Here is a 19,433-nt window from a genome sequence, read left to right as displayed (position 1 = left end):
CAATATGCAAACCATCAACTACACCACCGCCCGTGCGCATTTGGCCGAGACGATGGACCGTGTCAATGAAGATCGTGCGCCGCTATTGGTCACTCGGCAGAAAGGTGAACCCGTAGTGATGATGTCTTTGGCCGAATACAACGCGTTGGAAGAAACAGCCTACTTGCTTCGCTCCCCTGCCAACGCCGAAAGGCTGATGAAATCCATCGGTGAGTTGCGCGCCGGCAAAGCCAAAGTCAGGCAATTGATCGAAGAATGAAAATCGAGTTCACGCCCACAGGCTGGGAAGACTATTTGTGGTTTCAGCAAAACGACAAGGCTGGGCTCAAGCGTATCAATCTTCTGATCAAAGCAATCAAGCGCGAACCGTTTGAGGGTGTCGGTAAACCAGAGGCGCTCAAACATAATATGAGCGGCCTCTGGTCACGCCGAATAACGGCCGAACATCGTCTGGTGTACAGGGTTGAGGACGGCGAAATCTGCGTCATCAGTTGCCGGTATCACTATTGAACCTGAGCTGAATCAGTCATCAGAGCGCGCCCAACCCCTCTGACAATCATCCCCACCTCGCGCTCATCAATCGTCAGCGGCGGCAGCAACCTGATGGTCTTGCCACGAGTCACGTTGATCAACAAGCCGTGATCCCGTGCGGCGATCAGCGTCAGGTCGCGCACCGGTTGTTTCAGCTCGATGCCGATCATCAGTCCCTGCCCCCGGATTGCCAGCACGTTCGGGTTGTCTGCCAATTCGGCGCGCAAGCGTTCCAGCAGCCGTGCGCCCTGCACCCGCGCATTCTCCAGCAGGCCTTGCTCTTCGATGATGTCCAGCACCGTGCAGCCAACCCGACAGGCCAGCGGATTGCCGCCGAAAGTGCTGCCGTGGCTGCCCGGGGTGAACAGGTCGGCCGCGCGGCCACGGGCCAGGCAGGCGCCGATCGGCACGCCATTGCCGAGGCCTTTGGCCAGGGTCATGACATCGGGCACGATGCCTTCGTGCTGAAAGGCGAACCACTGCCCGGTGCGGCCGATGCCGGTCTGGATTTCATCGAGCATCAGCAGCCACGCGTGGCGATTGCACAGGTCGCGCAGGGCCTTGAGATAACCCGGCGGTGCGACTTGTACGCCGCTTTCGCCCTGGATCGGTTCGACCAGAATCGCCACGATGCGCGCGCCGTGTTTGCGCTGTATTTGCTCCAGCGCGGCGAGATCGCCGAACGGCACTTTGACGAAATCCCCCGGCAGTTCGTTGAATCCCAGGCGCACTGCCGGGCCATCGCTGGCAGACAGCGTGCCAAGGGTGCGGCCATGAAACGCGTTGGCCATGACCACCACCAGCGGCTGCTCGATGCCTTTGCGCCAGCCGTACAGACGCGCCAGTTTCAGTGCCGTCTCGTTCGCTTCGGCGCCGGAGTTGTTGAAGAACGCGCGCTCCATCCCCGACAACGCCGTCAGCCGTTTGGCCAGTTGCTGTTGCCAGTCGATGCTGTACAGGTTGGAAGTATGCAACAGCAATCCCGCCTGCTCGCTGATCGCCGAGACAATGCGCGGATGCGAGTGGCCGACATTGGTCACTGCCACACCGGCAACGGCATCCAGATATTCGCGCCCCGCCTGATCCCACAGACGCGTGCCCAGGCCCTTGGTGAAACTCAGGGCCAGTGGTTGGTAGGTGTTCATCAGGGCGGCGGTCATGACGTGAAACTCCATTGCAGGTCGGTGTTTTTGCAGTATGGTTAGCCACCTGAGCTGGATAAACTCGGAAAAACTTCAATCATTTAAAAGCCGGGCTTGATAATGGATTTGTTTCAGTCGATGGGCGTCTACGTCAAAGTGGTCGAAACCGGGAGCATGACGGCCGCCGCTGCGAAGTGTGAAATGTCGACGACGATGGTGGGCAATCATCTGCGCGCGCTGGAGCAACGGCTCGGCGTGCAACTGCTGCAACGCACTACGCGCCGCCAGCGCCTGACCGAATTCGGCAGCGTCTATTATCAGCGCTGCCTGGAAGTGCTCGGCCTGGTGGCCGACTCCGAACGCCTTGCTGAACAAGCGTCGGACGAGCCGCGCGGCTTGCTGCGTATCACCGCGCCGCTGACCTTCGGCGTCGAACGACTGACCCCGGCTCTCAGCGAATACTCCTTGCTCTATCCGCAAGTGAAGCTCGACGTGGTGCTGACCAACAGCCGTCCGGATCTGCTGGAGAACGGCCTCGATGTCGCATTCCGCCTGGGCAATTTCGACCAATCCAACCTGATCGCCCGGCCCTTGATCGACTACACCCTGACCGTCTGCGCTTCCCCTGATTACATCGCGCGGCGCGGCATGCCGCATACGCCACAGGATTTGCAGCAACACGATTGCCTGTCCTTCGCCTACCCGGCTGGGGATGACTGGCAATCGGTGGAAAAACGCTGGCGTCTGAGCGGTCCGGAAGGCGAAGTCCTCGTCGACGTCAGCGGACCGATGCTGATCAACAGCTCCGCCGGTTTGCACCAGGCAGCGCGCAACGGCATGGGCATCATGATGCTGCCCGACGCGCTGGTGGAACAGGATCTGCGCGACGGCAAACTGGTCAGGGTAATGACGGACTACCAACCGCCAAGCAGGCCGATGCATCTGTTGTATGCGCAGGATCGCTATCGATTGCCGAAGCTGAGACGGTTTGTTGAGTTTGCGATGCGTACTTGGGGGAAACCTGACGTCGGCCGGCCGTAATCGATCACGATGGAAATTGATAAGGACTTGAATATCCCATGAACGACAGCCTTACCGTGCGCGACTTGCATCCCGGCGAAACAGAATCGGCGAGGCTGTTTCTTGGCCAGCATGGCTGGGGCCATCGCATTGGCGATGCCGAATCTTTTGCCCGCTTGATTCACAATTCGCAGCGCACAGCTGTTGCGCTCTTAGGCGAGCAAATTGTCGGTTTCGCTCGAGCAATTACCGATGAGGTCTCCAACGGCTATCTGTCTATGGTGGTGGTCGATGACCAGCATCGGCGCAAAGGAATCGGGCGGGCACTGGTGGAGTACGTCATGGGTGACAACCCGGACATCACCTGGGTGCTGCGCGCTGGACGCGAAGGCGCTGAAGCTTTTTTCGCCGGCCTGGGCTTCGAGAAGTCCGTGATTGCCATGGAACGTCAGCGCCGCAAATAGCGCACGGTGGAAAAATCCCGACCACCAGACCGTTGCTCCGTGACAACGCCGCCCCGCTCCCCTAAATTAGTCGGCCTGAAAAAGACCTCGTGCTTTCTCGCCTCAACTCAAGTTAAAAAGTAGTGAAATTTCAATGTCCGATTTCAACACCGCTGAATCCGTAGTCACCCAGTCGTCCAAAGCGGAATACGAAAACTCCATCAATCTTTCACAACACCTGCCTCAAGCCAAAATCATCAGCGAGATGGTCCTGGACGCGTTCCAGTCGACCCGCGAGAGCGACCAGATCCGCGAATTGCGTGCGGCGATCCGTCAGGCGCATGACAGTTTTGATGACGACAAGGCGTACGAGCTGATGGGCGAACTCAAGCGCCTGAAAGACGCCGAGGCAGCCGACATCGCCGCGCTGGAAGACCTGAGCAGCAAGTTCTCGATCGGGCGCATTCTGTCCAGCTTCAAGGACGATCCGGCGTTTCAGGAAATCGTTTATGGTCTGGCGCTGAAAGTGCTGAATCAGACCCATCAGGCGATCAGCAATCCGAGCGGCGGCAAGAGCAAAGCTGCGAAGAAGAAAGAAGTGGAAATCTTCACCATCAGCAAGGACGGCGCCAGCGTGACTCTGCCAATGCGCACGCCGCGTTCGCGCCTGAATGTTGATCGTGAGGCACTGGAATTCCTCGGTTTCACCTTCGTCGGTGAAGGCGAGGAAGCCGAGCTGGAGAGCGAAACCTTCGTCGATAACGCCGGCACGGAACAGGCGGTGAACCGCAAGAACATCATCACCGCGCTGCAGCAGCAGACGGCGTTTGACGGGTATAGCATCGCGGCGCAGTAATCTGCAAAGCGCTTGCGAAAAAGCCCCGCGCTGATTGATCAGGCGGGGCTTTTTGTTTGAGGCGGGAACCTCAAGCCGAAGGATGCAAAGCCGCAATCATGTCTACTTCAATCGCCGCATTCTTCGGCAACTGATACACGCCGATGGTCGTGCGCGTATGCCGTCCGGCATCGCCCAGCACATGGCTGAACACATCCGAAGCGCCGTTGGCCACTTCGCTCAGGTCGACAAAATCAGCGGTCGACTTCACATACACCGTGACCCGCAACAACGCGCGAATCTTGTCCAGCGAACCCACCGCATCGACGATCAGCGCCAGGCAACGCATGGCGCTGATGCTCGCCGCTGCTTGCGCATCCTTGAGGTTCAATTCCAGCCCCACGCGACCGGGATACAGGATCTTGCCATTGACCCGCGGCACCATGCCGCTGATGTAGAGCTCGTCGTGATGACGGATCAGCGGCGCGTAATTGCCACCAGCGGTGTTCTCGCCATAGATGTCGTAGTTGAGTTCTTCAGCCAGGGCGATAAAGCGCTCATCGCAGGTCATCCGTTCGGTCATTGCGCCCAGCCTTTTTGAGTTAAGCCAATTATCTAGCGAGTTGAAGGCCGCAACAGGATCGCGGACAAACCGCTGACATATTTGGATCCAAATCTAGGTCTTTTACCTGCTCTGCGCAACCACCCTTTACAGCGGCCGATTTCACAGTACTTCAGCTTTCAACCACACCAAAAATCAGTAGGACGGGCACTTCGCTACGATTGTCTCGTTCCGGCAGCGAACCTAAAGTTTGAGGGAACCGAATCAAGCAATTCAGCCCTCTGCCGGGCAACTTTAGCTACTTATCTGCAGTTATATAAAAATCTCACTATAACTATGAATAATTTCGTATGAGAGCGAGCTGTGGATAAGAATACTAACCCCTCAATCCCGGAGCAGGAGTTTCCCCACCGGAACTAGCAGGGCGATCAGAAGTACTGGAAACGGCAGACACCGCATTGGCGCGCACGAAGCGCGGCAAGCACGCCAAATCCCTGATGATATTGGGCCTGCGCGGTGTCGGAAAAACAGTGCTTCTGAATCAGATCAAAGATCGAGCTTTGGCATTGGGTTATTTCGCCGAAATGCAGGAGGCCCATGACGGTGCGGAGTTGAAACAGCTCCTGATTCCGGTGTTACGCCGAGTGCTGTTGCGTTTGGACCGAGTGCAGAACACGGTCGAGACGGTCAAAAGAGGGATACGCATACTTCGTAGCTTTATCGGCAATATCACTATCGCGGCGGGTGGGGCCGAAGTTACGCTGGGCGGAGACTCCGAAGCTGGCTATGCCGACAGTGGCAATCTGGAAGATGATCTTCGTGACGTTCTGATAGCAACAGCGGAGGCCGCGAGGGACGCAGGCATACCAGTCGCCATTCTGATTGACGAATTACAGTATCTTTCAAAAGATGAGCTTGGCGCGCTTATTCGCGGCATCCACGCAGTCAATCAGGCAGCTCTCCCTCTGATTCTTTTTGGCGCGGGTCTTCCGCAGCTGGCGGGGCAAGCAGGCGATGCCAAAAGCTATGCGGAGCGACTATTCGAATTTCCTCGTCTGGGCGCTCTCTTGGAGATAGATGCCTGGAAAGCCTTACGTGATCCTGTTGAAGAAGAAGGCGCCAGTATCTCTGACGATGCATTGCGTGAGATTTTTGAAAAAACCCACGGCTATCCCTATTTTTTGCAGGAGTGGGGCTATACCGCTTGGAACATTGCCAAAGCACAGACCATAACCGAGGCCGATGCGCAGGCAGCGACAGAGGAAAGCATCCGTAAACTTGACGAGTCTTTTTTCAGGGTCCGCTTTGATCGGACCACGCCGGCTGAAAGGGACTACATGCGTTGCCTTGCCGAGCTGGGAGAAGGACCGCAACGCTCTGCTGAGGTTGCTAAAGCGCTGGGGCGAAACGCTACGAGCCTGGGCCCCGTGCGCGATAGCCTGATCAAAAAGGGCATGATCTACAGTCCGGAATACGCACTGATAGCATTTACCGTTCCGCTGTTCGATGAATTCATGAGGCGTGTGACTGCCTCACCACTTGCTTAAACGTCGCATTAGCTCACACACCCATCAAGCCGCCGCCACAAGCTGTCGGGCCAAGGGAGCAGGCAAATCGACACACTCCAGGCCAACCAACAAAAAACCCCGCACATCTCTCAACGTGCGGGTTTTTTTCTGAAGCTTGCAAACCTTACGGCGCGTACGTCAGCAACAGCTCTGTCGGCACCTTGAAGTCCAGGGACATCATGACGCTCAACGCAGTGATGGTGAAGATCGAGAACACGAACAGCTTGCGTGCCCAGACGGTGTCATCGACTGCCTTGTAGCCGGTCCAGGCCATGTACAGCCAGTACATGCCCATGGCGGCGGCGACGGCGAGGTAGCTCATGCCGGCGTAGCCGCTGAAGGTCAGCATCAAGGTCGCCACGAGGAACGCCAGGATGTAGAGCAGGATGTGCTTCTTGGCCACTTGAATGCCGCGTTTCACTGGCAGCACCGGAATCGATGCGGCCAGGTAATCATTGAAACGGAAAATCGCGATGGCGTAGGAATGCGGCATCTGCCACAGGCTGAACATCACCAGCAGGGTCAGTGCGGCCATGTCGAAGCTGTTGGTCACGGCAACGTAACCGATCACTGGCGGCATGGCGCCCGACAGACTGCCCACCAGCGTGCCGTGAACCGACTTGCGCTTGAGGTACAGGCTGTAGAAGCCGACGTAGATGATGAAGCCGATTACTGCGAACAAGGCAGCCAACGGGTTGGCCACCTTGTACAACAAGGCAACGCCGAGAACACCCAGAATGGTCGCGTAAACCAGGGCCAGTTTCAGGGAGATGAGGCCCTGGACCAGCACACGGTTCTTGGTGCGTTCCATCTTCAGGTCGATGTCGCGGTCGATGCAGTTGTTGAACACGCAACCGGAGGCCACGACCAGGGAAGTACCGATCATGGCGGCCAGAAACACCGCCAGATCGACATGCCCTTTCGAGGCCAGGAAGAACCCGCCTGCCACAGAAAGCACGTTACCGAAAATGATCCCCGGTTTGGTGATTTGGATAAAGTGCTTGAGCGACATCGGGTCTACCTCACTTCGCCATCATGTACGTGTGGATGCTGAACATGATCCACAGCGACAGGCCAACCAGCAGCACGATCACGATCGCCGTAAAGACGAATGCGATCACGTTGTTACGCTGTGCAATGGAACGGTCCAGATGCAGGAAGTAATACAGGTGAACGATCACCTGGATCACTGCGAACAGCAGAACGATTGCCAGCGTCGTCGACTTCGGCAGGGTCGGGTACATCACCAGACCGAACGGAATGACGGTCAGGATTACCGAGAGGATGAAGCCGATGGCGTACGACTTGACGCTGCCGTGGCCAGCATCGTGGCTGTCATGGGAGTGTGCATTAGCCATTACAGAGTCCCCATCAGGTAAACAACGGTGAAGACGCAGATCCAGACCACGTCCAGGAAGTGCCAGAACAGGCTCAGGCAGCTCAGACGGGTCTTGTTGGTCGACGTCAGGCCATGCTTGTTGACCTGATACATCATGATGCCCATCCAGATCAGACCGGCCGAAACGTGCAGACCGTGGGTACCGACCAGGGTGAAGAACGCCGACAGGAAGCCCGAACGGCTAGGACCGAAGCCCTCGGAGATCAGCAGGTGGAACTCGTTGATCTCCATGGCGATGAAGCCCGCGCCGAGCAGGAAGGTCATGAACAACCAGCCCAGAACCGCCTGCTTCTTGCCCTTGTACAACGCCAGCATGGCGAAGCCGTAGGTGATCGAACTGAACAACAGCAGAGCGGTTTCGCCCAGCACGTAAGGCAGTTCGAAGATCTCGTGGCCCGACGGGCCACCGGCAACGTTGTTTACCAGTACTGCGTACACCGCGAAGATCGACGCAAACAGAATGCAGTCGGTCATCAGGTAGAGCCAGAAACCGTATACGGTCATCTCGCCCGAGTCGTGGTGATGGTCATCGTGCCCATGGTCACCATGGGCGTGTCCAACATTGGTCACTAAGTTCGACATGGTTTAAGCCTGTTCCAACGAGGTTTCAACACGGGTGGCATTGGCCGGGATTTTCCCTGCCGCGACCAGACGCTTGTGCTGCTCGGCTTCGATACGCTCGATAGTTTCAACCGGAACCATATAGCCCTGGTCGTCACGTGCAGCGTGGATCACGAAGTAAACGACGGTGCCCACCAGGCTCGCGATCGCCAGCCACCAGATGTGCCAGATCATCGCGAAACCGAAGACGGTCAACAGCGCGCCCATCACCACACCAGTAGCGGTGTTGTTCGGCATGTGGATCGGCTCGTACTTGGCCGGACGCTGGTACGCAGTACCGTTTTCCTTGGCTTCGGTGAACGGGTCGATGCAGTCAGCCTTAGGCAGCACAGCGAAGTTGTAGAACGGTGGTGGCGACGAGGTCGACCATTCCAGGGTGTGTGCATTCCACGGGTCACCGTGATCGCAAACGTTCTCTGGCTTGTTGCGGTCACGCACACTGACGTACAGCTGGATCAGTTGGCAGGCGATACCGACAGCGATCATCACCGCACCGAACATGGCAACGTACAGGTACGGTACCCACTCAGGGTTGGTGGTGGCGTTCAGACGACGGGTCATGCCCATGAAGCCCAGTGCATAGAGCGGCATGAACGCGACGAAGAAGCCCGAGATCCAGAACCAGAACGCTGCTTTACCCCAGCCTTCGTGCAGCTTGAAGCCGAACGCTTTAGGGAAGTAGAACGCGAAGCCAGCGATGTAACCGAATACCGCACCGCCGATGATCACGTTGTGGAAGTGCGCGATCACGAACAGGCTGTTGTGCAGCACGAAGTCAGCACCCGGGATGGCCAGCAGTACGCCGGTCATGCCGCCGATGGCGAAGGTCACCATGAAGCCCAGAGTCCACATTACCTGGCTGGTGAAGCGCAGACGGCCCTGGTAGATGGTGAACAGCCAGTTGAACAGCTTCACACCCGTCGGGATGGAAATCAGCATCGTCGCCAGACCGAAGAAGGCGTTGACGCTTGCACCCGAACCCATGGTGAAGAAGTGGTGCAGCCAGACCATGAAACCCAGTACCGAGATCGCGCCCGAGGCGTAGATCATCGAGTGGTGGCCGAACAGTTTCTTGCCGGTGAAGGCCGAGATCACTTCCGAGAAGATGCCGAAGGCCGGCAGGATCAGGATGTAAACCTCAGGGTGGCCCCACGCCCAGAACAGGTTGACGTACATCATCGGATTGCCACCAAGTTCATTGGTGAAAATGTGGAAATCCATGTAACGGTCAAGGGTCAGCAGTGCCAGGGTAGCGGTCAGGATCGGGAACGAAGCCACGATCAGAACGTTTGCCCAGGTGCAGGTCCAGGTGAAGATCGGCATGTCCATCAGTTTCATGCCAGGGGTACGCATTTTCAGTACGGTCGCGAGGAAGTTGACCCCGGTTAACGTCGTACCCAATCCGGATAGCTGTAGCGCCCAGATGTAGTAATCCATACCCACGCCAGGGCTGTATTGCAGACCCGACAGCGGCGGATACGCAACCCAACCGGTCTTGGCGAATTCACCGATACCCAGCGACAGGTTGATCAGCACAACGCCGGACACCAGCAGCCAGAAGCTCAGGGAGTTCAGGAACGGGAACGCAACGTCACGCGCGCCGATCTGCAGCGGCACTGCAAGGTTCATCAGGCCGGTGAAGAATGGCATCGCCATGAAGATGATCATGATCACACCGTGAGCGGTGAAGATCTGGTCATAGTGTTCAGGTGGCAGGTAGCCAGGCGAACCCTCGGTGGCCATGGCCAGCTGGGTACGCATCATGATCGCGTCGGCAAAGCCGCGCAGCAGCATGACCATGGCGACGATGATGTACATCACGCCGATTTTCTTGTGGTCGACCGAAGTCAGCCACTCGGTCCACAGGTACGTCCACTTCTTGAAGTAAGTGATCGCAGCGAACAGCGCCAGACCACCGAGGGCGATCATGGCGATGGTCACCATCACGATCGGCTCGTGGAATGGGACTGCTTCCCAACTTAATTTACCAAACATCGTTTACTCCTCTGCCCCGGCAGCTGAATGCGAACCCGCGTCAATATCCGTGGCCGCCACTTCTTTCTCTTTCTTCTCGTGCTTCAGCGGCTTGCCCGGCTTCATACCTTCGTACTTGTCGACGATGATCTGGAACTGGTTCGGCGTGACCGACGAGTAGAGTTCGACTGGGTTGTTCTGGCTCGGTTTGGCCAGGGCCGCGTATTCAGCCTGATCAAGCTGTTTAGGCGACTTCTTGACTTCACTTACCCAGGCGTCGAAATCTTCCTGAGTGGTGGAGATAGCCTTGAATTTCATACCGGTGAAACCGGCACCGCTGTAGTTGGCGGAGATACCGTCCATTTCAGCGTTGCGGTCAGCGATCAGGTGCAGCTTGGTCTGCATGCCCGCCATCGCGTAGATCTGGCCGCCCAGGCCCGGGATGAAGAACGAGTTCATCACGGCGTCGGAGGTGATCTTGAAGTTGATTGGCGTGTGCGCCGGGAACACGATCTTGTTGACCGTGGCAATGCCTTGTTCCGGGTAGATGAACAGCCACTTCCAGTCCAGCGCGACGACTTCGATGGTCACCGGCTTGACGTCAGACTCGATCGGACGATACGGGTCCAGCTCGTGAGTCGAGATGTACGTGATGTAGCCCAGGGCGATGATGATCAGCACCGGGATGGTCCATACGGCCACTTCGATCTTGGTCGAGTGCGACCACTTCGGCGTGTAGACGGCGTTCTTGTTCGAAGCGCGGTACTTCCAGGCAAACAGGAAGGTCATGACGATGACCGGCACGACGACCAACAGCATCAGCAGCGTGGCGGTGATGATCAGGTTGCGCTGTTCCAGGCCGACCTGGCCCGTTGGATTGAGCAAGGTCATGTTGCAGCCTCCCAGCAACAACGTGCCGAGCAGCGGCACTAGGCCTAGTAATCTGGGGTACCTGTTTTTACTCATCTCACGACCTCTAAAGCAGCTTGCGCAATGCAGTTGGGTTTTGATCGCCAACACTTCACCCTGCCAAGGGTTGGCATTTTCTTTGGATTGAATAAGGGCCGCCCGTCGCGCGTCTCACGCTCGACAAAACCTTGGGACAGCGTTCAGTTCTTATTCGAATTCGTGGTCAAAGGCCTTGTTACAGACCAATTCCATTTGGTGCGGAAAATTGGAAAGGCACCGACACCAGGGTGTCTCGAAAACCTCGCGGCTCGCTCGACACCCGACCTCCTGATCAGTTCCTTGATAAAGGCTGAACAGCGTCGGGAATTCAGTGCGGGCGATTGTAGATAGGTAGCGCCCTATACACCATGTCTTATCCCGAAATAATTTTTATCACTCAGAGCAACAATCCATCGCCATTTTTGCAAAAGTTGCGCAAGTTATCGAAAGCGTTTCTCAATAAAAGCGGCAAAATCTGCCAGCGTAACCGCCTCAAATCAGACAGCTCTGCACCCGATCTACAAACGCTGGAGCGGCGCAAAGCCCGATGTTCCAAGGGCTTCGCCCATCTGCCGGCGCCTGTTAAAACTGCCTGCTCTGGTACGTCCGTGCTCAAGCCCGAAAACACTAAAACTGGCCAATGTTTTTATGTAACAGGCGGCCAATCCGCCGCATCCCGAGTCCCTGCGACAGCCCGTGTGTGACAACATGTCGCACATTTGCCGCACGCTTCATTGCCGTTCGTCACGGTGTTTTCACAAACGCTCTGAAATGCAAAACGCCCCGATTTTCATCAGCGAAAATCGGGGCGTTTTGTTTATCGGCAGCTGTGCCGAGAAGTTGACTCAGTGCAGCGCTTTTCGATTACGCGAAGTCAGCAGAGGCACCAGAATGACCACCAGCACGAAGGCCACCAGCGCCCATTGCGCCAGCGACAGACCGAGGATCGGCGGATACGGCGTCGAGCAGAAACCGTCGACCTGGAAGCCCAGCGGGAAGATCTTCGCCAGCGGCAGATCATCGACAATCGGCTGCAGCACATCGACGCCACAGCTCACCGCCGGATAGAACTGCGTATAGACGTGATGCCCGGCCACACCGGCCCCGGCGATCGCACAGATCACCACCAGCGTCTCGAACACGGTGATGCTGCGACGGCTGCGCATGCCCGCACCGATAAAGGCGAACAGTGCAATCAGCAACAATGCATAGCGCTGCAGAATGCACAGTGGGCAAGGTGCTTCGCCGAGCACGACCTGCATGTAAAGTGCGCCGCCGATCAACGCCAGGCAGATGATCCCCAGCAACACCAGATAGCGCCGCTCACGCCCCAACCGCATCGTTTCCTCGCTCATTGCCTTTCCTTTGTAAGTCCATGGTCCAGCCGGCCGGCGGCTGAAATTGTCGCAAGTCTACACCGGGGCAATAAACGATAGAGCGGTTAAGGAATGATTAACCAACATGGCTTTTGCGGCGCGCAGAAGATTCGCGAGCAGGCTCGCTCCCACAATGGAACTGCGTCGAACGCAAATCCGGTGGGAGCGAGCCTGCTCGCGAACGAGACAACTCGGTCTCGGATCACTCCAGAGCAGCAGCCGGGCCGAAGAACTCGTAACGGCTCTGTTTCTCCGGCACGCCCAACGCTTTCAGATGCCGCTTGATCGCGCCCATGAACCCTTTCGGTCCGAGGAAGTACGCATCGACATCACGCTGCGCCGGCAGCCACTGGCCGAGCAGTTCTTCGCTGAGCAGGCCAAACTTGTCCGCTGCCGGGCTGACGCCATCTTCTTCGGCGTAGCAATAGAAGCGCTTGAGTTGCGGATGACGCGCCGCCAGCCCATCGACCCAGTCACGGAATGCGTGGACGCTGCCATTGCGCGCGCAGTGGATAAAGTGCACCGGACGTTCGGTGGCCAGCGCTGCTTCCAGCATCGCCAGCGTCGGAGTGATGCCGACGCCGCCGCTGATCAGCACCAGCGGCTTGTCGCTGGCCGCTAGGGTGAATTCGCCCGACGGCGGGAACAGTTGGATGCTCGCGCCGACGTGCAGTTGATCATGCAGGTAGTTGGACGCGCGACCATTCGGTTCACGCTTGACGCTGATGCGGTACTGACCGTTATTGGCCAGTGCCGACAGCGAATAGTTGCGACGGATTTCTTCGCCGTCGAGGATCAGCTTCATGCCGATGTACTGACCCGGTTCGGCCGCAAGAATCGGCCCTTTGTCCGCCGGTTCGAAGTAGAACGAGGTGATTTCGGCGCTCTCTTGCACCTTCGCCGCAACAATGAATTCCCGCCCACCGCGCCAGCCGCCGACGGCTTGTTCCTTCAGGTCATAGATCGCGGCTTCCGCGCCGATCAGGATGTCGGCCAGTTGCCCGTACGCAGCGCCCCAGGCACTCATCACCTCTGGTGTGGCGATCTCTTCGCCGAGCACTTCGGAAATGGCGCGCAGCAGGCAGGTGCCGACGATCGGGTAATGCTCTGGCAGAATCTGCAGGGCGACGTGTTTGTTGATGATCTTCGCCACCAGATCGCCCAACTGGTCGAGCTGATCGATGTGCCGGGCGTACATCAGCACGCCGTTGGCCAAGGCACGCGGCTGATCGCCACTGGCCTGATGCGCTTGGTTGAACAGCGGGCGCACTTGCGGGTATTCGGAGAGCATCATGCGGTAGAAATGCGTGATCAACGCCTCGCCGCCGCTTTCCAGCAGAGGCACGGTGGATTTGATGATGGCACGATCCTGGACGCTAAGCATAAGGTGACTCCTGCGCTTTCTTGAAAGATTGCATTAGGGATATCAGCTTTCGTGCCAACTAATTAATCCTTTGAATTCAACAGCTTGAAACCTACTTAGTCATTTAGACACAAATGAACGTATAGTCATCGCGACTACACCTTGTCTCTTTGACTACATAACCATGACCGCTAAATCCCTGCTTACCGCCCTGCTGCCTCTGGTCGCCGACCTCTCCCGCGAACTGCCCGAAGGTGAGCGCTATCGGCGTTTGCTCGAGGCCATGCGCGCCTTGTTGCCCTGCGATGCCGCCGCGTTGTTGCGTCTGGATGGCGAGTCCCTGGTGCCGCTGGCGGTAGATGGCTTGAGTACCGATACCCTCGGCCGGCGCTTCAAGGTCAGCGAGCATCCGCGTTTCGAGATTCTGCTCGCAGGCATCGGGCCGACGCGCTTCGCCGCCGACAGCGACCTGCCCGATCCTTATGACGGATTGGTCGATGGCCTCGACGATCACCTCGAAGTTCACGACTGCCTCGGCTGTCCTTTATTCGTCGATGAAAAACTCTGGGGCCTGATCACCCTCGACGCACTGGACCCGGAGCGTTTCGAGCCGATCGAACTCGACGCCCTGCAAGCCTTCGCCAGCCTCGCCTCGGCCACGGTCAATGCGGCCGAACGCATCGAACGTCTGGCCACCCGCGCCGAAGACGAGCATCAGCGCGCCGAGGTTTACCGTCAGGCCAGCGGTCAGCAGAACCGCGAAATGATCGGCCAGAGCAAGGCGCACAAACGCTTGGTGGAAGAAATCAATCTGGTCGGCGGCAGTGATCTGACTGTTCTGATCACCGGCGAAACCGGGGTCGGCAAAGAGCTGGTAGCCCAAGCGATTCACGCCGCCTCCGCGCGCGCCGACAAACCGATCATCAGCCTCAATTGCGCCGCCCTCCCCGACACGCTGGTGGAAAGCGAACTGTTCGGCCACGTGCGCGGCGCCTTCACCGGCGCCACCAGCGACCGGCGTGGCAAGTTCGAACTGGCCAATGGCGGCACGCTGTTTCTTGATGAAGTCGGCGAGCTGTCGCTGACAGTCCAGGCCAAGTTGCTGCGCGTATTGCAGAGCGGTCAATTGCAGCGCTTGGGCTCGGACAAGGAGCACCAGGTCGACGTGCGTCTGATTGCCGCGACCAATCGTGATCTGGCCGAAGAAGTGCGCAGCGGTCGCTACCGTGCCGACTTCTATCACCGCTTGAGCGTGTACCCGCTGCGGGTGCCGGCCCTGCGCGATCGCGGGCGCGACGTGTTGCTGCTCAGTGGCTTCTTTCTCGAGCAGAACCGCTCGCGCATGGGCCTCAACAGCCTGCGTTTGAACAGTGATGCTCAGGAAGCGCTGCTCGCCTATACCTGGCCGGGCAATGTCCGGGAGCTGGAGCATTTGATCGGACGCAGTGCGCTGAAGGCGCTGGGTAACTGCAAAGTGCGGCCGAAGATTCTGAGTCTGAGCGCGGCGGATCTGGATTTGCCCCGAGAGGTTGTGGATAACGTGGTTGCGCCTGCCAGTGCTGACTTGGTCGACGTGATGCCGATAATCAGCGGGGATCTGCGCAGTGCCACCGATGAGTTTCAGCGGCGCCTGATCAGTGCAGCGCTGGAGCGTCACCAGGATAACTGGGCAAGTGCGGCGCGGGAGTTGGGGGTGGATCGGGCGAATCTGGGGCGGATGGCCAAACGACTAGGCATGAAGAGCTAAAAGCACACCCTCACCCTAGCCCTCTCCCAGAGGGAGAGGGGACTGATTGGGGGATATTGAAGAATTCCACTGACGTGAAAGATTTCTTCCGAATCCATAATCGACTCGGTCGTTCAGGTCGGTGTAAAACGCCAGACACCTCCGTCGGCCCCCTCTACCTCTGGGAGAGGGCTGGGGTGAGGGGCAGTGATAGAGAGAACAGCGATCAACTCAAGCCGACTACCCGACAACTAACCTAAAGCCCATCCCTTTAACGCCGATAACACGGCATCAAAGGTTTCTGGCGATTCCCACTCTCGCCCCACAGAAGGTTCTTATGTCCTCCACCAAAGCCCGCGCAGATTCACTTTCGCTTCTGCTGTTTACCTTGCGCAGCGGCAAGCTGATGGCGATCAACCTGCTGAAAGTCAGTGAAATCATCCCCTGCCCGCCGCTGACCAAGCTGCCGGAGTCGCACCCGCACGTTAAAGGCATCGCCTCGCTGCGCGGTGCATCGCTGTCGGTGATCGATCTCAGCCGCGCGATCGGCGAGCGGCCTCTGGAAGATCCCAACGGTGGCTGCCTGATCGTCACCGATGTCAGCCGTTCCAAGCAGGGTCTGCATGTGCAGGCGGTCAGCAAGATCGTCCATTGCCTGACCACCGACATCAAGCCGCCACCGTTCGGCTCTGGCGGCTCGCGCGCCTACATCACCGGCGTGACCTCGGTGGACGGTACGCTGGTGCAGGTGTTGGATATCGAAAAAGTCATCCACAGCATCGCCCCGGCGCAGATCGAAATGGCGCCGACCGACCTGACCATGGAAGACGCTGAAGTGCTCGGCAACGCGCGCATTCTGGTGGTCGATGACAGCCAGGTGGCCCTGCAGCAATCGGTGCACACCCTGCGCAACCTCGGCCTGCAATGCCACACCGCGCGCAGTGCCAAGGAAGCCATCGACTGCCTGCTCGACCTGCAAGGCACCGCGCAGCAGATCAATCTGATCGTCTCCGACATCGAAATGTCGGAAATGGACGGCTACGCCTTCACCCGAACCCTGCGCGAGACCCCGGACTTTGCGCACTTGTACGTCTTGCTGCACACCTCCCTCGACAGCGCGATGAACAGTGAAAAGGCCCGACTGGCCGGTGCCAATGCGGTGCTGACCAAGTTCTCCTCGCCGGAGCTGACCCAACGCCTGATCGAAGCCGCCAAGCACGTCGCGGCCAATGGGCACTGAGTCTTGGCCGAGACGTTTTGCTTTCTGCTGCGGCGCGACTTGAGTGGGGTTCTGCCGGATGCGCAGTGGCCGGACGGGGTTGAGCTGTCCGTCTACTGCGAGGAGCTGGCGCCGGCGGTGCATCAGTTGATGCAGCTCGGACAGCTGGAAGGTGGCGGTCGAGTGCCGTCACTGGACGACTGGCGTCAGCGCTTTGCCAGCGACCCTGAATACGATCCAGCTTTGTGTTTCGTGGCCTGCGATGCCGAGGGCGTGGTGGGCGTAGCGCAGTGCTGGACCAGTGCCTATATCAAGAATCTGGTGGTGCACCCGCGAATGCAGGGCCGGGGGCTTGGGCGGGCGTTGTTGCTGCATGCCTTCAGCGTCTTTCAACAGCGGCGCGAGGGGTTTGTCGATTTGCGGGTTCTGGAGGACAACCTGCGGGCGCGGCGGTTGTATGAGAGTGTCGGGATGGTTGTGGTTCGGCGCGAGCTTGTGCCCGACTGATCTACCGCTTTCGCGAGCAGGCTCGCTCCCACAGATGGATTGCATTTCAAACTGTGGGAGCGAGCCTGCTCGCGAAGGGCAGCACTGGCAACTTCCGCTATCCGACAGACTCCAACCTTGGCCATAACCAAGGATGCCCCAACCATGAAAGCCATCACCCTGGCGCTGCTCAGCCTCACCGCCCTCGCCTCCCAGGCCCACGCCTCCAGCCCCGACGCCTGGGCTGCCTATGACAAGACCGTGCTCGCCAGTTGCACCAAGGCCAGCGGTCTGAAAAACGTCAAACCGGTCGGCACACCTGCGCAATTCGACGACCGCGTCGGTTACACCGCCGTTCTGCTGCAAGGCCAATACCCGCAAAAACACATGAAAGGCCAGCAAGGCAGCGAGCTGTGCCTGTACAACAAACAGTCGAAAACCGCGTTCGTCACCGAGTGGGATTCGATTCGCCCGGCCACGAACACCCACTGAGTGGCGCAGTCCTTGCTTCGATCCGGTTCTGTGCGATGGTTTTCCGCCGTCGTTTCACACCCTGATTGAAGACAGATCGCTCAATGAATACGACGTTTTCCTGCGTAGGTTGCGGCAAATGCTGCACCGACCACCATGTCCCGCTGACGCTCGCCGAAGCCCGCATGTGGGCGGCCGATGGCGGTCAGGTGATCGTGCTGGTCGAGGCATTTCTCGGCAATGGCCTGGGCCTGCCGGCGCAGCAGCGCGAACATGCCGAGCGCCGTTCGGCGGTGGTCCGCAGTGGCACTACTGATGCTCATGTGGCGATCACCTTTGCCGCCTACAACGTCGGCCCCTGCCGGAATCTTGACGACGACAAGCGCTGCCGGATCTACGAGCGGCGCCCGCTGGTGTGCCGGATTTACCCGGCGGAAATCAATCCGCACATCCTGCTCAATCCAGCTGCCAAGGATTGCCCGCCAGAGTCCTGGGAACAGGGGCCGGAGCTGATTGTAGGAGGCGAGCTGGTTGATCGGGCACTGGTTGAGCTGATCCAGCGTTCGCGTCAGGCGGATCGGGATGACATCAGACTCAAGGATGCAATCTGCGCAACGCTAGGGATTCGCACCACGGCGCTCAAGGGTGACGGGTTCACCGCGTACTTGCCGAACATGGATGCGTTTGCTGCAGTGATCGACCAAGTGAGCGCGCAACCGCTGGCGGCGCGAACCAGTGAATGGCTGTTTCATTTGTCCGGCGATGACGTGGCCGGACAGGTACTGGCTGCGGGCGGGCAAGTGGTGACGGAACCGGCGCAGACTTATGCGTTTATTTCATTGCGCGCGGCTTGATCTGATATTTGTGCTGTAGCGGATATCGCTTTCGCGAGCAGGCTCGCTCCCACAGGTTTGGGTTCTACACAGATCCAATGTGGGAGCGAGCCTGCTCGCGAAGAGGCCAGCACAAGCTCCATTACTTTCCGATGTCAGCGCTTGCCCATCGACCGACGCGTGCCCGGCGGCGCCATGCCCGGGGTTTTGGTGTGGCCATTCTTCGCGCCATTCTTGTACCAAGGCTGATTCGAGCCTTTCGCCGAAGCCAGCTCGCCCGGCTTGAACGGGAACTTGAACGCCGGGATCTCGGCCTTGGTTTCGCTGGCGTCAGCCACTTCAGCCGGGACGTCGCTCACAGCGTCGTCAACCGGCGGTTGGGTCGGGGAAGTCATAAAAGCTCCGGAAACAAAAAGTCGGCCCGATCAGTGAGCCGCAAAGGCGCGCAGTATACCTGTGCGCTCTGGCTCGGCATCTGAAGATTTGCACCGTGCGCTGAATGGCTGCCTGGCACTGACACTGCGTGATGATATTTCAGTTCATGCGTTGTTGAACGTCACCCAACAATTGCGACGTGCTCTCCAGCAATTGCTCAAGAAGCGCGTCATCTTCATCCATATAGCCTTCGTATTCGGCGAGATTGCGCCGCTCATGGCACAGCGCAAACAATCGCACCTGAACCTTGCTGCTTTGCGTGGTATGGATCAGGCACTGGAATACCAGATAGCGCTTGTCCGATCGATAGCCACTCAGGCGAAGAGCTGTCAGCGCCAGCGCGTGAGCGGCGTTGTAGGCCAAATCGAACCGGCTGGAAAACGACAGTGTGCAAGTGTGCGCATCCTTGAGCCTGTCCAAAGCCGAGCGCATCAGACCTTCACACTCCTTGCGGTCAGGTGGCTCCGCTTTCAGTACACCG

At 58.3% G+C, this 19,433-nt stretch carries 22 protein-coding genes and 1 pseudogene; 12 read left to right on the top strand and 11 right to left on the bottom strand.

The window, feature by feature from the left end; translation table 11 throughout:
• The first annotated feature begins 4 nt into the window (after window positions 1-4).
• Together V8J63_RS22575 and V8J63_RS22570 are read left to right on the top strand one after the other, a co-directional pair.
• A complete protein-coding gene (locus V8J63_RS22575) occupies window positions 5-259 on the top strand; it encodes a type II toxin-antitoxin system prevent-host-death family antitoxin (protein ID WP_042608352.1) in 255 nt (84 codons plus the stop codon).
• The gene (locus V8J63_RS22570) at window positions 256-510 is read left to right on the top strand and encodes a Txe/YoeB family addiction module toxin (RefSeq protein WP_073473381.1); all 255 of its coding nucleotides are present in this window, start codon (window positions 256-258) and stop codon (window positions 508-510) included. The genes V8J63_RS22575 and V8J63_RS22570 overlap by 4 nt, the downstream gene beginning before the upstream one ends.
• Here V8J63_RS22570 and V8J63_RS22565 read toward each other — a convergent pair.
• Entirely contained in the window at window positions 504-1,691 is a 1,188-nt protein-coding gene (locus V8J63_RS22565) for an aspartate aminotransferase family protein (RefSeq protein ID WP_042608354.1), read from the bottom strand. The two genes, V8J63_RS22570 and V8J63_RS22565, sit on opposite strands and share 7 nt — an antisense overlap.
• A gap of 102 nt (window positions 1,692-1,793) precedes the next feature.
• On the opposite strand from V8J63_RS22565, the gene V8J63_RS22560 reads away from it, so the two are divergent.
• The 3 genes from V8J63_RS22560 to V8J63_RS22550 all read left to right on the top strand — a co-directional run bounded on the left by V8J63_RS22560 (window position 1,794) and on the right by V8J63_RS22550 (window position 3,992).
• Window positions 1,794-2,714, top strand: a complete 921-nt coding sequence (locus tag V8J63_RS22560; RefSeq protein WP_122611838.1) for a LysR family transcriptional regulator — start codon at window positions 1,794-1,796, stop codon at window positions 2,712-2,714.
• Between the two features lie 38 nt (window positions 2,715-2,752).
• A complete protein-coding gene (locus V8J63_RS22555) occupies window positions 2,753-3,157 on the top strand; it encodes a GNAT family N-acetyltransferase (protein ID WP_336464644.1) in 405 nt (134 codons plus the stop codon).
• 133 nt (window positions 3,158-3,290) lie between these two features.
• On the top strand, window positions 3,291-3,992 hold the full coding sequence (locus V8J63_RS22550; RefSeq protein WP_197892116.1) for a hypothetical protein: 702 nt from the start codon (window positions 3,291-3,293) through the stop codon (window positions 3,990-3,992).
• Window positions 3,993-4,062: 70 nt separating this feature from the next.
• Here V8J63_RS22550 and V8J63_RS22545 read toward each other — a convergent pair whose 3' ends face one another.
• The gene (locus V8J63_RS22545; protein ID WP_016773306.1) at window positions 4,063-4,554 is read right to left on the bottom strand and encodes a RidA family protein; all 492 of its coding nucleotides are present in this window, start codon (window positions 4,552-4,554) and stop codon (window positions 4,063-4,065) included.
• A 404-nt stretch (window positions 4,555-4,958) separates the two neighbouring features.
• Here V8J63_RS22545 and V8J63_RS22540 point away from each other — a divergent pair.
• A pseudogene (locus V8J63_RS22540) lies at window positions 4,959-6,080 on the top strand (AAA family ATPase); the annotation flags it as partial.
• Window positions 6,081-6,225: 145 nt separating this feature from the next.
• On the opposite strand, the gene cyoE reads toward V8J63_RS22540, so the two are convergent.
• The 5 genes from cyoE to cyoA are packed head-to-tail and all read right to left on the bottom strand — an operon-like array spanning window position 6,226 to window position 11,061.
• Entirely contained in the window at window positions 6,226-7,113 is an 888-nt protein-coding gene (gene cyoE, locus V8J63_RS22535; RefSeq protein WP_016773305.1) for a heme o synthase, read from the bottom strand.
• 10 nt (window positions 7,114-7,123) lie between these two features.
• Window positions 7,124-7,459 (bottom strand): cytochrome o ubiquinol oxidase subunit IV, encoded by a 336-nt coding sequence (gene cyoD, locus V8J63_RS22530; protein WP_011335842.1) that lies wholly within the window; start codon window positions 7,457-7,459, stop codon window positions 7,124-7,126.
• Window positions 7,459-8,082: a cytochrome o ubiquinol oxidase subunit III gene (gene cyoC / locus V8J63_RS22525; RefSeq protein ID WP_024014230.1), complete on the bottom strand. Its 624-nt coding sequence runs from the start codon at window positions 8,080-8,082 to the stop codon at window positions 7,459-7,461. Before cyoC ends, cyoD begins: the two co-directional genes overlap by 1 nt.
• Window positions 8,083-8,085: 3 nt before the next feature.
• A complete protein-coding gene (gene cyoB / locus V8J63_RS22520; protein ID WP_016773302.1) occupies window positions 8,086-10,116 on the bottom strand; it encodes a cytochrome o ubiquinol oxidase subunit I in 2,031 nt (676 codons plus the stop codon).
• Between the two features lie 3 nt (window positions 10,117-10,119).
• The gene (gene cyoA / locus V8J63_RS22515) at window positions 10,120-11,061 is read right to left on the bottom strand and encodes a ubiquinol oxidase subunit II (RefSeq protein ID WP_024014231.1); all 942 of its coding nucleotides are present in this window, start codon (window positions 11,059-11,061) and stop codon (window positions 10,120-10,122) included.
• A gap of 350 nt (window positions 11,062-11,411) precedes the next feature.
• On the opposite strand from cyoA, the gene V8J63_RS22510 reads away from it, so the two are divergent.
• The gene (locus V8J63_RS22510; protein ID WP_197892114.1) at window positions 11,412-11,747 is read left to right on the top strand and encodes a hypothetical protein; all 336 of its coding nucleotides are present in this window, start codon (window positions 11,412-11,414) and stop codon (window positions 11,745-11,747) included.
• Between the two features lie 141 nt (window positions 11,748-11,888).
• Here V8J63_RS22510 and V8J63_RS22505 read toward each other — a convergent pair whose 3' ends face one another.
• Together V8J63_RS22505 and hmpA are read right to left on the bottom strand one after the other, a co-directional pair.
• Window positions 11,889-12,398: a disulfide bond formation protein B gene (locus V8J63_RS22505; RefSeq protein ID WP_122507825.1), complete on the bottom strand. Its 510-nt coding sequence runs from the start codon at window positions 12,396-12,398 to the stop codon at window positions 11,889-11,891.
• A 223-nt stretch (window positions 12,399-12,621) separates the two neighbouring features.
• The gene (gene hmpA, locus V8J63_RS22500; RefSeq protein WP_130902233.1) at window positions 12,622-13,803 is read right to left on the bottom strand and encodes an NO-inducible flavohemoprotein; all 1,182 of its coding nucleotides are present in this window, start codon (window positions 13,801-13,803) and stop codon (window positions 12,622-12,624) included.
• A 163-nt stretch (window positions 13,804-13,966) separates the two neighbouring features.
• On the opposite strand from hmpA, the gene norR reads away from it, so the two are divergent.
• The 5 genes from norR (at window position 13,967) to V8J63_RS22475 (ending at window position 18,538) form a co-directional block, all read left to right on the top strand.
• Window positions 13,967-15,529 (top strand): nitric oxide reductase transcriptional regulator NorR, encoded by a 1,563-nt coding sequence (gene norR, locus V8J63_RS22495; RefSeq protein WP_197892110.1) that lies wholly within the window; start codon window positions 13,967-13,969, stop codon window positions 15,527-15,529.
• 316 nt (window positions 15,530-15,845) lie between these two features.
• A complete protein-coding gene (locus V8J63_RS22490) occupies window positions 15,846-16,748 on the top strand; it encodes a chemotaxis protein CheV (protein WP_016773296.1) in 903 nt (300 codons plus the stop codon).
• Window positions 16,749-16,751: 3 nt separating this feature from the next.
• Window positions 16,752-17,234, top strand: coding sequence for a GNAT family N-acetyltransferase (locus V8J63_RS22485; RefSeq protein WP_024014234.1), 483 nt, complete (start codon window positions 16,752-16,754; stop codon window positions 17,232-17,234).
• A 144-nt stretch (window positions 17,235-17,378) separates the two neighbouring features.
• Window positions 17,379-17,705: a hypothetical protein gene (locus V8J63_RS22480; RefSeq protein ID WP_016773294.1), complete on the top strand. Its 327-nt coding sequence runs from the start codon at window positions 17,379-17,381 to the stop codon at window positions 17,703-17,705.
• 83 nt (window positions 17,706-17,788) lie between these two features.
• Window positions 17,789-18,538 (top strand): YkgJ family cysteine cluster protein, encoded by a 750-nt coding sequence (locus tag V8J63_RS22475; protein ID WP_336353716.1) that lies wholly within the window; start codon window positions 17,789-17,791, stop codon window positions 18,536-18,538.
• A 134-nt stretch (window positions 18,539-18,672) separates the two neighbouring features.
• Here the strand turns inward: V8J63_RS22475 and V8J63_RS22470 are convergent, their stop codons facing one another.
• Window positions 18,673-18,912 (bottom strand): hypothetical protein, encoded by a 240-nt coding sequence (locus V8J63_RS22470; protein ID WP_016773292.1) that lies wholly within the window; start codon window positions 18,910-18,912, stop codon window positions 18,673-18,675.
• Window positions 18,913-19,051: 139 nt separating this feature from the next.
• Window positions 19,052-19,433: hypothetical protein (locus tag V8J63_RS22465; protein WP_442963536.1), on the bottom strand; the 382-nt coding region annotated here is incomplete at its 5' end.

Source organism: Pseudomonas sp. CCNWLW23, assembly GCF_037095675.1.
GTDB lineage: Bacteria > Pseudomonadota > Gammaproteobacteria > Pseudomonadales > Pseudomonadaceae > Aquipseudomonas > Aquipseudomonas atacamensis.
This window is presented reverse-complemented; position numbering and strand designations above follow the sequence as displayed.

What these genes read in the sequence shown, in the direction of transcription:
- V8J63_RS22575 (WP_042608352.1), top strand. Translation starts at nt 5, where the DNA reads ATGCAAACCATCAACTACACCACCGCCCGTGCGCATTTGGCCGAGACG.
- V8J63_RS22570 (WP_073473381.1), top strand. Translation starts at nt 256, where the DNA reads ATGAAAATCGAGTTCACGCCCACAGGCTGGGAAGACTATTTGTGGTTT.
- V8J63_RS22565 (WP_042608354.1), bottom strand. Translation starts at nt 1,691, where the DNA reads ATGACCGCCGCCCTGATGAACACCTACCAACCACTGGCCCTGAGTTTC.
- V8J63_RS22560 (WP_122611838.1), top strand. Translation starts at nt 1,794, where the DNA reads ATGGATTTGTTTCAGTCGATGGGCGTCTACGTCAAAGTGGTCGAAACC.
- V8J63_RS22555 (WP_336464644.1), top strand. Translation starts at nt 2,753, where the DNA reads ATGAACGACAGCCTTACCGTGCGCGACTTGCATCCCGGCGAAACAGAA.
- V8J63_RS22550 (WP_197892116.1), top strand. Translation starts at nt 3,291, where the DNA reads ATGTCCGATTTCAACACCGCTGAATCCGTAGTCACCCAGTCGTCCAAA.
- V8J63_RS22545 (WP_016773306.1), bottom strand. Translation starts at nt 4,554, where the DNA reads ATGACCGAACGGATGACCTGCGATGAGCGCTTTATCGCCCTGGCTGAA.
- cyoE (WP_016773305.1), bottom strand. Translation starts at nt 7,113, where the DNA reads ATGTCGCTCAAGCACTTTATCCAAATCACCAAACCGGGGATCATTTTC.
- cyoD (WP_011335842.1), bottom strand. Translation starts at nt 7,459, where the DNA reads ATGGCTAATGCACACTCCCATGACAGCCACGATGCTGGCCACGGCAGC.
- cyoC (WP_024014230.1), bottom strand. Translation starts at nt 8,082, where the DNA reads ATGTCGAACTTAGTGACCAATGTTGGACACGCCCATGGTGACCATGGG.
- cyoB (WP_016773302.1), bottom strand. Translation starts at nt 10,116, where the DNA reads ATGTTTGGTAAATTAAGTTGGGAAGCAGTCCCATTCCACGAGCCGATC.
- cyoA (WP_024014231.1), bottom strand. Translation starts at nt 11,061, where the DNA reads ATGAGTAAAAACAGGTACCCCAGATTACTAGGCCTAGTGCCGCTGCTC.
- V8J63_RS22510 (WP_197892114.1), top strand. Translation starts at nt 11,412, where the DNA reads ATGTCTTATCCCGAAATAATTTTTATCACTCAGAGCAACAATCCATCG.
- V8J63_RS22505 (WP_122507825.1), bottom strand. Translation starts at nt 12,398, where the DNA reads ATGAGCGAGGAAACGATGCGGTTGGGGCGTGAGCGGCGCTATCTGGTG.
- hmpA (WP_130902233.1), bottom strand. Translation starts at nt 13,803, where the DNA reads ATGCTTAGCGTCCAGGATCGTGCCATCATCAAATCCACCGTGCCTCTG.
- norR (WP_197892110.1), top strand. Translation starts at nt 13,967, where the DNA reads ATGACCGCTAAATCCCTGCTTACCGCCCTGCTGCCTCTGGTCGCCGAC.
- V8J63_RS22490 (WP_016773296.1), top strand. Translation starts at nt 15,846, where the DNA reads ATGTCCTCCACCAAAGCCCGCGCAGATTCACTTTCGCTTCTGCTGTTT.
- V8J63_RS22480 (WP_016773294.1), top strand. Translation starts at nt 17,379, where the DNA reads ATGAAAGCCATCACCCTGGCGCTGCTCAGCCTCACCGCCCTCGCCTCC.
- V8J63_RS22475 (WP_336353716.1), top strand. Translation starts at nt 17,789, where the DNA reads ATGAATACGACGTTTTCCTGCGTAGGTTGCGGCAAATGCTGCACCGAC.
- V8J63_RS22470 (WP_016773292.1), bottom strand. Translation starts at nt 18,912, where the DNA reads ATGACTTCCCCGACCCAACCGCCGGTTGACGACGCTGTGAGCGACGTC.